General features: G+C 67.1%; 10 protein-coding genes. All 10 read left to right on the top strand.

All coding sequences use genetic code 11. The features are described from left to right. Positions 1–86: 86 nt before the first annotated feature. The 10 genes from A5673_RS19785 (at position 87) to A5673_RS19740 (ending at position 9878) form a co-directional block, all read left to right on the top strand. Positions 87–968 carry a DUF1707 domain-containing protein gene (locus A5673_RS19785; protein ID WP_068236483.1) on the top strand — a complete coding sequence of 294 codons (882 nt, stop codon included), beginning with the start codon at positions 87–89 and terminating at the stop codon, positions 966–968. A 157-nt stretch (positions 969–1125) separates the two neighbouring features. Next, complete coding sequence (locus tag A5673_RS19780; RefSeq protein ID WP_068236160.1) at positions 1126–1668, top strand: PadR family transcriptional regulator; 543 nt, start codon at positions 1126–1128, stop codon at positions 1666–1668. Positions 1669–1728: 60 nt separating this feature from the next. Further along, complete coding sequence (locus A5673_RS19775; protein ID WP_068236157.1) at positions 1729–2835, top strand: inositol-3-phosphate synthase; 1107 nt, start codon at positions 1729–1731, stop codon at positions 2833–2835. Positions 2836–2961: 126 nt separating this feature from the next. Next, complete coding sequence (locus A5673_RS19770; RefSeq protein ID WP_068236154.1) at positions 2962–4089, top strand: LLM class flavin-dependent oxidoreductase; 1128 nt, start codon at positions 2962–2964, stop codon at positions 4087–4089. Then, positions 4086–5255, top strand: a complete 1170-nt coding sequence (locus tag A5673_RS19765; RefSeq protein WP_068236151.1) for a sulfotransferase — start codon at positions 4086–4088, stop codon at positions 5253–5255. Before A5673_RS19770 ends, A5673_RS19765 begins: the two co-directional genes overlap by 4 nt. Position 5256: 1 nt before the next feature. Next, positions 5257–6072, top strand: coding sequence for a sugar phosphate isomerase/epimerase (locus A5673_RS19760; RefSeq protein WP_068236148.1), 816 nt, complete (start codon positions 5257–5259; stop codon positions 6070–6072). A gap of 2 nt (positions 6073–6074) precedes the next feature. Next, on the top strand, positions 6075–7283 hold the full coding sequence (locus A5673_RS19755; RefSeq protein ID WP_068236143.1) for a hypothetical protein: 1209 nt from the start codon (positions 6075–6077) through the stop codon (positions 7281–7283). Positions 7284–7307: 24 nt separating this feature from the next. Next, entirely contained in the window at positions 7308–8213 is a 906-nt protein-coding gene (locus A5673_RS19750; RefSeq protein ID WP_369806502.1) for an alpha/beta fold hydrolase, read from the top strand. Between the two features lie 15 nt (positions 8214–8228). Further along, a complete protein-coding gene (locus tag A5673_RS19745; protein WP_068236138.1) occupies positions 8229–9023 on the top strand; it encodes an LLM class F420-dependent oxidoreductase in 795 nt (264 codons plus the stop codon). 123 nt (positions 9024–9146) lie between these two features. Continuing rightward, a complete protein-coding gene (locus A5673_RS19740) occupies positions 9147–9878 on the top strand; it encodes a GntR family transcriptional regulator (RefSeq protein WP_068236135.1) in 732 nt (243 codons plus the stop codon). The last annotated feature ends 36 nt before the right edge of the window (positions 9879–9914 follow it).

Raw genomic sequence — 9914 nt, 5'->3', positions numbered from 1 at the left:
AACCAAGGCTGTTGTCGGCCCGAGCCGCGGCGATTCGCCGTTGCCACCCTGTGCCGAACCGGGGCCACACTTCTACCATCATCGGCGTGGCGAAATTGCCGGGGACTCCGCTTGCTGGGCGAGCGACCACGACGACCCGCGCCAAAGACAGCGACCGGCAGGCCACCTGCGCGATTCTCGACATCGCCCTGGGGGACGGCGAGCTTTCCGAGCAAGAGCACCGGGAGCGAGTGAGCGCGGCGACGCAAGCGGTCACCCTCGGCGACTTGCAGGACTTGGTGGACGACCTGCAGGGCGGCGCCACCGCGCTGCCGGCGTTGGCCACCAGATCCTGGCCGAAGTTGCCCAAGTTGGGCGCTTGGGGCGTGCTGGCCGCCGCGCTCGTCGCGTCGGTGTTGCTTGGTGTCCTGATCGGCTGGGGGCTGTACGGCAACACCCGCACGCCGCTGGATTTCACCACCGATCCGGGTGCCAAGGCCGACGGAGTCGGCCCGGTGGTGCTGACGCCGCCCACCCAGCTGCATTCGCTCGGCGGCCTGACCGGCTTGCTCGAGCAAACACACAAAAGGTTCGGCAACGCCATCGGGTTCCGGCTGGTGATCTACCCGACTTACGCGGTGCTCGACCGCCCGGATCCCTCCGACGACCGCCGCGTGCTGGCCTACGATTACCGCGGCGGATGGGACGATCCGACCAGCTCGGCGAAGAGCTCGGCAGACGGTCCGGTCGCCGTCGACCTGGGCAATTTCGACGTCGCGGCGACAGTGGGCATCCTGCGCGGGGCCCCCGAGACCCTTCACATCAAGCCGTCCGACGTCAAAACCACCTACCTGGTGGTCGAACCCGCAACGGACCCCACCACCCCGGGGGCATTGTCGCTGTCGGTGTATGTCTCGAGCGATTACGGTGGCGGGTACATCGTCTTCGCCGGTGACGGCAGGATCAAGCGGATCAGTCCGCCCTCATAACCGCTGGTATCGGGACTTGTCCCGGACGCAACGCTGTGACTAATAGCGCACTAACACCAGGTAGTGTTGTGGCGAATATATCGAGGCGATACGATGACGCGAGGCGTCGGACCGTTAAGTCCTCAAGTCACTAGCCATCGCAAAAGGGGGTGAATCGATGCTTGAGCTCGCCATCCTGGGCCTTCTGATCGAATCGCCCATGCACGGCTATGAATTGCGGAAGCGGCTGACCGGGCTGCTCGGCGCGTTCCGGGCGTTTTCGTACGGTTCGCTGTACCCGGCCCTGCGGCGCATGCAGGCCGAAGGGCTGATCGCCGAGAACGCCGCCCCGGCCGGCACCCCGGTGCGGCGGGCGCGGCGGGTGTACCAGCTCACCGAGGAGGGCCGCCGGCGCTTCGGGGAGTTGGTCGCCGACACCGGTCCGCACAACTACACCGACGACGGCTTCGGGGTGCACCTGGCGTTCTTCAACCGGACGCCGGCCGAGGCGCGCATGCGCATCCTGGAAGGTCGCCGTCGCCAGGTTGAAGAGCGACGGGAGGGCTTGCGCGAAGCAGTGGCGCGGGCCAGCAGCTCCTTCGACCGCTACACCCGCCAGCTTCACCAACTGGGCCTCGAGTCCAGCGAGCGCGAAGTGAAGTGGCTCAACGAGCTCATCGCTGCGGAGCGGGCAATGCCCGGCCTCTCCGAGCAGACGTAAAAACCCCCGCACGAATCCGATCAGCTGAGACACAAGGTTATGGAGTGAGGAGAACGCCCTATGAGTGACCACAAGCCGTTGGGGGCGCCGGAGGCGCAGACGGACGTCCGAGTCGCGATTGTCGGCGTCGGGAACTGCGCGTCTTCGCTGGTTCAGGGCGTGCAGTACTACCTCGACGCCGACGAGAACAGCACCGTGCCCGGCCTGATGCACGTGAAGTTCGGTCAGTACCACGTGCGCGACGTCAAGTTCGTCGCCGCGTTCGACGTGGACGCCAAGAAGGTCGGCTTCGACTTGTCGGAGGCCATCTTCGCGTCGGAGAACAACACCATCAAGATCGCCGACGTGCCGCCGACCAACGTGACGGTGCAGCGCGGCCCGACGCTCGACGGCATCGGCAAGTACTACGCCGACACCATCGAGGTGTCCGACGCCGAGCCGGTGGACGTGGTCAAGGTCCTCAAGGAGAACGACGTCGACGTGCTGGTGTCCTACCTGCCGGTGGGCTCGGAGGAGGCCGACAAGTTCTACGCCCAGTGCGCGATCGACGCCGGCGTGGCGTTCGTCAACGCGCTGCCCGTGTTCATCGCCTCGGACCCGGTGTGGGCCAAGAAGTTCGCCGACGCCGGCGTCCCGATCGTCGGTGACGACATCAAGAGCCAGGTCGGCGCCACCATCACCCACCGCGTGATGGCGAAGCTGTTCGAGGACCGCGGCGTGCAGCTGGACCGCACCATGCAGCTCAACGTGGGCGGCAACATGGACTTCCTCAACATGCTGGAGCGCGAGCGGCTGGAGTCCAAGAAGATCTCCAAGACGCAGGCCGTGACCAGCAACCTGCAGCGCGAGTTCAAGACCAAGGACGTGCACATCGGGCCGTCGGACCACGTGGGCTGGCTCGACGACCGCAAGTGGGCCTACGTGCGGCTGGAGGGCCGCGCCTTCGGCGACGTGCCACTGAACCTGGAGTACAAGCTCGAGGTGTGGGACTCGCCGAACTCGGCCGGCGTCATCATCGACGCGGTCCGGGCGGCCAAGATCGCCAAGGACCGCGGGATCGGCGGGCCGGTGGTTCCGGCGTCGGCCTATCTGATGAAGAGCCCGCCGCAGCAGCTGCCCGATGATGTCGCACGCACGCAGCTCGAAGAGTTCATCATCGAGGGGTAACTCTCCGGTTTCACCGACAGTGGGGTGAGGGACGCGTCGGCGGCCTCACCCCACAGTCGTCTTCGGGTCATCCGGCCGGTCAATTCGTCGACACGACGCTGTGCGGGTGCTTAGCATCAGTTCTCGATGAGAGTTCAACCCGCCGCGTTCCTCCGCACGACGCTGCCGCTCGATTTGTCCCGCCTCGCCGAGCTGGACGGCGGCCGGTACCACTCGATCTGGCTCCCCGACCACATGGTCAGCTTCTGGCCCGACTCGATCTGGACGCCGGAATTCACCGACCTGGCCGACGCCTCCCCCTCGCCGCACCGCCACCTCGACGGCCTCGCCGTGGCCGCCGCGGCCGCGGTGCTGACTGAAACGGTCCCGCTCGTCAGCGCCGTCGTGGACACGGTGCGCCGGCATCCTGCCCTGCTGGCCCAGACCGCGCTGACGATCGATCACCTGGCCAAGGGGCGCTTCGTCCTGGGCCTGGGCAGCGGTGAGAGCGAGAACACCGTGCCCTACGGCTTCGACTTCGCCCGGCCGGTCAGCCGCTTCGAGGAGGCGCTGACGGTGATCCGCCTGCTCTGGGACAGCGACTGCCCGATCGAGTTTCACGGGCGGTTCTACTCGCTGCGGCACGCCCGGCTGGACACCGAACCCTACGAAGGCCGGCTACCACCGATCTGGATCGGCGGCAGCGGCCCGCGGATGCTCGACATTGCGGGCCGGCATGCCGACGGGTGGTGGCCCGCCGGCGCATGGACGCCGGAGCAGTACGCCGAGATGCTCTGCGCGGTAAGGGCATCCGCCGACCGCGCGGGCCGCGACCCGCTGGCGATCACGCCGTGCTTCATCCAGGTGTGTCTGATCGGACGGGACGAGGATGCTCTTGCCGAGATCTTGCGGACGCCTCTGGTCAAGGCGTTCCTGCTCCAGGTGTCGGCAACGACGTTGCGCGGCTTCGGCTTCGAACACCCGATGGGAGAAACCTGGCGCGGCTTTCAGGACATCGACCCGTCCCTGCTCACTCGCGAACGGATCATCGATTTCCTGGCCGGCGTCGAGCCGGAGATGGTCCTGGCCGTTGTACCGCACGGAACGCCGAAAGGGGTCGCGAAAATCGTCAAGTCGTATGTGGATGCGGGTTTGCGCGTGCCGAAGATTCTCGACTACGGGGCCATGGCCGGCCAGGCGTATGCGGCCAGTTCGGCGTTGAACGTTCGGGCGGCCGAAGACGAACTCATCCGGCTGTGTGGGGACGTGTCGTGACCGCACCGCTAAGCGCCGCGGAGATGCTGCACGCCGCGGAAGCCGAGACCGGATTGCGCGACTACGGTGACCCCACGTTGCCGGAGCGCTTCGCCGTCGCCGTCGACCATTTGAACAGCCTTGGCATGGACGCCGACGGCAAATGGGAAGCGGCGCAGGTGTGTCGATGGCTGCTGACCTCCCGCCTGGAATTCATCGAAGACCGCAACCGCTACCCGATCGGGGACGAAGTGATCCGGGCGCCGATGTTCGTCACCGGTGAGCCGCGTTCGGGCACAACGCTGCTGCATGCGTTGATGTCCGTCGATCCCGGCGCTCGGGCGCTGCGCTTCTGGGAAGTCATGTATCCGTCGCCACCGCCGGGCCTCGCCGGACCCGACGATGCCAGACGCGCGCGGGCCGACGCCGACTGGCGCGAAATCAATGCCAAGCTGCCCAAGTGGCTGCACAGCCACCCCTACAACGACATGCTCGGTGGCGGCCTGCCCGAGGACGAACGTACCTGGGCGTTCGATTTCCGGGTGATGACGCCCACCGCATGGTGGCGGGTGCCGATGCAGTCGTTGGTCGGCGGCCTGGCGACCGATGCGGCGGCCCAATATCGGCTGCACAAGGCCATGCTGCAACAACTTCAATACCGTCGACCACGTAAGTATTGGGTGCTCAAGGGGTTTCACGGGTTCCGGCTCAAGGAACTTTTCGACACCTATCCCGACGCGCGCATGGTCTGGCTGCACCGCGATCCCGTCCAGGTGGCCGCGTCGCGCACGATGATGATGGCCGACATCATGGACGGGATCGTCGGCCCCGTCGACCTGCACGCCGAGACGAAGAAGCACCTCGAGATGACCCGCGCCAGCATCGCCAACACCATGAGCAACCCACTGGTTGACGATCCGCGCATCCTGCACATCCGCTATACCGACTTCATCGCCGATCCCGTCACCACGGTGGGGCGCTACTACGCGTTCTGCGGTCGCGCACTGACGGCTGAAGCGGCGTCGGCGATGCGCGCGTATCTCGCGGAAAACCGCGGTGACCGCCATGGCAAGTTCACCTACTCCACCCAACTGCTGGTCGACATCGGCGAAGACCTCGACGCGCTGCACGCCGAATTCCGCCCGTTCCGTGAGCGATTCGGCGTCGAGATCGAGAATCGGTCCTGACATGGCAGCTCCCGTCGCACCGGCCCACCCCCGCCTGTCCGTGCATGACGTCACCTTCTACGGTTCGCCGCTGGGCGACCTGGCGACATGGTGGGCGACGCTCGGCGTGTCCCGGTTGAGCCTCCTGGACACCGAGCTGCTCAATTCGGAGTTTCCAACGTTGTTGCGGCCCAACGGCTATACCGTCGAGGCGGTGTATCACCTCTTTGCGGGGGGCGCTCTTGCCGGCGACTCACAGGCCGCACAGGATGGGTTGTGCCGCGTGATCGACGCCGCGGCCCGCGTGCGCGCGCACACCGTCTACCTGCTCACGGGCGGCCGGGGCGAGCTGTCCTGGGGACAGGCCGCCGAACGGTTTTGCGCCATGGTCGCCCCCTGCGCGGCGCACGCGAAGGCCGCGGGCGTGACGCTGGCCGTCGAGAACGCCTCCAGCCTGTACGCCGACATTCATTTCGTCCACACCCTGCGGGACGCCGTCACACTGGCCGAGATCGCCGACCTGAGCGTGTGCATCGACGTGTTTCACTGCTGGGCCGAGGGCGATTTCGAAGCGATGGTGCAGCGGGCGCTGCCCCGCACTGCGCTGATCCAACTGAGCGACTACGTGCTCGGCGATCGTGCATTACCCGGCCGCGCGGTACCCGGCGACGGTGCGATTCCCCTCGAAAGATTCGTCGCCCAAGCACTCGACGGCGGCTACGCGCACGGTTTCGACCTGGAACTGATCGGCCCCCGCATCGACCGGGAGGGCCGCCTGCAATCCGCCCGGCGCGCATGCGATGTCGTCGGCGCGATGCTCGACCGACTGGGTGCATGAGGATGGCTTTCGGCGACGGACCCGACGACGCGGCGCTGCGAGCGGCGTGGAACGAATTCTGCTCGCAGCTGCAGCGCGCGGGCGAAGAGGTCTTCAAGGACGCCAACCCCGCCTCGGGTGCCCACCGCGTCGACGCGTTCCGCTTTCTGACCCAGAACCTGGGCCAGGCTTTCGATCTGGCGCTCGAGACCCGCGACACCCGTTACCCGGTGCTGCACACCTTCTGCGGTCCGACCCGCAAGCTCGGGGGCGACTGCGCCGACTTCACCTACCAGCAGGCCTGGATCGACGGGCGGTCGGCCTACCGGCTGACCGGCAGCCGCGGCACCTCGCGATTCTTCAACGCCACCGTCCAGGGCCCGCGCGTGCCCGGGCCGGGCGTGCTGCACGAGCCCTTCGGCGACACCCCGCAGGCCAACCTGTTCGGCCACCAGCTCAGCGTCGCCGACAACGGATACTTCGAGCTCTATATCGGCGGCCCCGAGCGTGGGCCCAACTGGCTGCCCACCACGGCGGGCTCGCGAAAGCTGTTCATCCGGCAGGGATTTGATCGTTGGGATGAGCTGCCGGCACAATTGCGGATCGAGCGGATCGACATGGCGTCCCCCAAGCCGCTGCCGGAATCCGGCGCGATGATCGAGGCGATGGGCTGGGCCGGTGACTTCGTGACCGGCCTCATGGCGGACTGGCCCGACTTCCCCTTCACCTACGGCGGCGTCGACGCGGACACCCCGAACGCCTTTCCCGACGTCGGAGCCACCGACGCCGACCGCAAGCGCGGCCGCGCCGCCGCCAACATGTATTGGGAGCTTGCCCCCGACGAGGCGCTGATCGTCGAATTCGACGCCCACGACGGCCTGTGGATGCTCACCAACATGGGGGTGTTCTTCAACAGCATGGACTACCTGTACCGCCCGGTCAGCTACACGCCCAGCCGCACCAAGGTCGACCGGGACGGCAGGGTTCGACTGGTCATGGCGCACCGCGACCCGAGGGTGCACAACTGGCTGGACACCCAGGGCTTCGAACGCGGCAACCTCACCTACCGGCACATGTTGGAGGGCGAGCCGGTCGCGCTGGATACCCGAACGGTCAAATACGACCAGCTGATGAACGCGCTTCCCGAGGGCACCGCCACGGTCACCGCCGCCGAGCGCACCGCCGCGATGTGGGAGCGGTTCCACGGCATCCGCCGTCGATACGTCCTGTAGTCCTATGGTGGACCCGTGAGCGCGATCCCCGAAGACGAACTGGCCGGGCTGTCCGAATTCTCGCTGCTGTCCGAAAACGCCGAACAAGCGGGCGTTGCCGGGTCGCCGCCCGCCGTCGAGCGGGTCGAATCGGGCCCGGCGGACACCCGGATCAGCGCGCTGCGCTGGGGCGTCACACCTCCGCGCGTCGTGTTCCTGCATGGCGGCGGGCAAAACGCGCATACGTGGGACACCGTCATCGTCGGGCTCGGGGAGTCGGCGCTGGCCGTGGACCTTCCCGGGCACGGACACTCGGCCTGGCGCGAGGACGGCGACTACTCGCCGCAGCTCAACGCCGACGCCCTGTTGCCCGCGCTGCGCGAGCACGCGTCAGGTGCCGATCTCGTGGTCGGCATGTCGCTGGGCGGGTTGACCGCGATCCGGCTGGGCGCGATCGCCCCGGAGCTGGTCAACGAACTCGTCCTCATCGACGTCACCCCGTCGGCGCTGCAACGCCACTCCGAGATGACCAAGGAGCAACAAGGCACGGTGGCGTTGATGCACGGCGAGCGGGAGTTTGACAGCTTCCAGGCCATGCTCGACCTGACCACCGCCGCCGCGCCGCACCGCGAGGTGAAGGCGCTGCGGCGCGGCGTCTTCCACAACTCCCGCCGGCTCGACAACGGCAAGTGGACATGGCGCTACGACGCCATCCGCAAATTCCCCGACTTCGACGGCCTGTGGGACGACGTCGACAACCTGTCCGCGCCCATCACCCTCATCCGCGGCGGTTCGTCGGGCTTCGTCACCGACGACGACGCGGCCGAACTCGGCAGGCGCGCAACCAATTTCCGCACCGCGCACGTCGTCGAGAATTCGGGCCACTCCGTGCAAAGCGACCAACCGCGCGCGCTGATCAACCTCCTGCGCGGGGTGCTCGACTCGCGCTGAGCCTACGGTGGTCTCATGACTTCTGACCGCCCCATTCGTATCGGCGTGCAATTGCAGCCGCAGCACGCCCCGCACTATCCCCAGGTCCGCGACGCCGTTCGCCGCTGCGAAGACATCGGCGTCGACATCGCCTTCAACTGGGACCACTTCTTTCCGCTCTACGGCGATCCCGACGGCCCGCATTTCGAATGCTGGACCATGCTCGGCGCCTGGGCCGAGCAAACGTCGCGCATCCAGATCGGTGCGCTGGTGACGTGCAACTCCTACCGCAACCCCGAACTGCTGGCCGACATGGCCCGCACCGTCGACCACATCTCCGGTGGCAGGCTCGTCCTCGGGATCGGTTCCGGCTGGAAGCAAAAGGATTACGACGAATACGGCTACGAGTTCGGCACCGCCGGCAGCCGCCTGGACGACCTGGCGGCCGCGCTGCCGCGGATCAAGGCGCGACTGGCCACGCTGAACCCGGCGCCGACCCGCGACATCCCGGTCCTCATCGGCGGCGGTGGCGAACGCAAGACCCTGCGACTGGTGGCCGAGCACGCCGACCTGTGGCACAGCTTCACTTCGGCCGACGAGCTACCCGCGAAGTCCGCCGTCCTGGAACGGCACTGCGCCGACGTCGGGCGCGACCCGGCCGGTATCGAACGCTCGGCCGCGGTCAACGGCGACCCCGCGGGCGGCGCGCTGATCGCCAATGCCGAAAACCTCGTGCGCCTCGGCGTCACGCTACTGACGGTGGGCTGCGACGGTCCGGACTACGACCTGGCCGCCGCCGTCGCGCTGTGCAAGTGGCGCGACAGCCGCTAGGCCGGTCGCCTCGCATTCGTCTGGAATTCATCGGCCAAATACCTTAACGACGGCGCGAAGTCATGAGAAACTTCTCAGCGCTAGCTGGCCGAAGCGGGTTGGAAAGAGACTCGGAATAAACGAATGCCGAAGAAATACGGGGTCAAAGAAAAAGACCTGGTGGTCTCGCATATTCTGCACCTCCTGCTGACGGGAAAGCTGCGCAGCGGCGACCGCGTTGACCGCAACGAGATCGCGCTCGCCCTGGGCGTCAGCCGCGTCCCGATTCAGGAGGCGCTGGTGCAACTCGAACACGACGGAATCGTGTCCACCCGCTACCACCGCGGCGCGTTTGTCGAGCGGTTCGACGAGGCCACCGTGCTCGAGCACCATGAGCTCGACGGCGTGCTCAAAGGCATCGTGTCGGCACGCGCGGCCACCAATCCCACCCCGCGGATCCTGGGTCAACTCGATGCGCTCATGCGATCGCTGCGCACCGCCAAGGATTCGCGTGCGTTCTACGAGACCGCTGCGGAATACCGTCGTACCGTCAACGACGAATACGCCGGACCGCGGCTGGCCGCCACGATCCGCGCCTCGCGAAACCTGATTCCACGCGCGTTCTGGGCGACCTACCAAAGCAGCCGCGAGGAGATGTTGCCGTTCTACGAAGACGAGACATCGGCGATGCACCGGCGCGACCCTGACGCCGCGCGGGCCGCATGCGTCGGTCGCTCGTACCTGATGGCCCAGACCATGCTGGCGGAACTGTTTCGGCGCAGGGTGTTCGCCGCGCCCGACGACCTCGCGCAGGTCGTTCCCCGGGTTTTCGCCGGCGGCGAAGCCCCCCTCGGCGAACCGTCGATCGCCCTGTAAAAAAGCCGCTTCGACGCGCCGCGGCGCCGGACAGCC

Source organism: Mycobacterium sp. E3198 (assembly GCF_001667015.1).
In the GTDB taxonomy this organism is placed as follows: Bacteria; Actinomycetota; Actinomycetes; order Mycobacteriales; family Mycobacteriaceae; genus Mycobacterium.
Note: the sequence above shows the minus strand (reverse complement) of the source record. Positions and strands in the feature narration are given on the sequence as shown.

Excerpts from the sequence above, each read along its gene's own strand:
- A5673_RS19780 (WP_068236160.1), top strand. The coding sequence starts at position 1,126 with ATGCTTGAGCTCGCCATCCTGGGCCTTCTGATCGAATCGCCCATGCAC.
- A5673_RS19775 (WP_068236157.1), top strand. The coding sequence starts at position 1,729 with ATGAGTGACCACAAGCCGTTGGGGGCGCCGGAGGCGCAGACGGACGTC.
- A5673_RS19770 (WP_068236154.1), top strand. The coding sequence starts at position 2,962 with ATGAGAGTTCAACCCGCCGCGTTCCTCCGCACGACGCTGCCGCTCGAT.
- A5673_RS19760 (WP_068236148.1), top strand. The coding sequence starts at position 5,257 with ATGGCAGCTCCCGTCGCACCGGCCCACCCCCGCCTGTCCGTGCATGAC.
- A5673_RS19755 (WP_068236143.1), top strand. The coding sequence starts at position 6,075 with ATGGCTTTCGGCGACGGACCCGACGACGCGGCGCTGCGAGCGGCGTGG.
- A5673_RS19745 (WP_068236138.1), top strand. The coding sequence starts at position 8,229 with ATGACTTCTGACCGCCCCATTCGTATCGGCGTGCAATTGCAGCCGCAG.
- A5673_RS19740 (WP_068236135.1), top strand. The coding sequence starts at position 9,147 with ATGCCGAAGAAATACGGGGTCAAAGAAAAAGACCTGGTGGTCTCGCAT.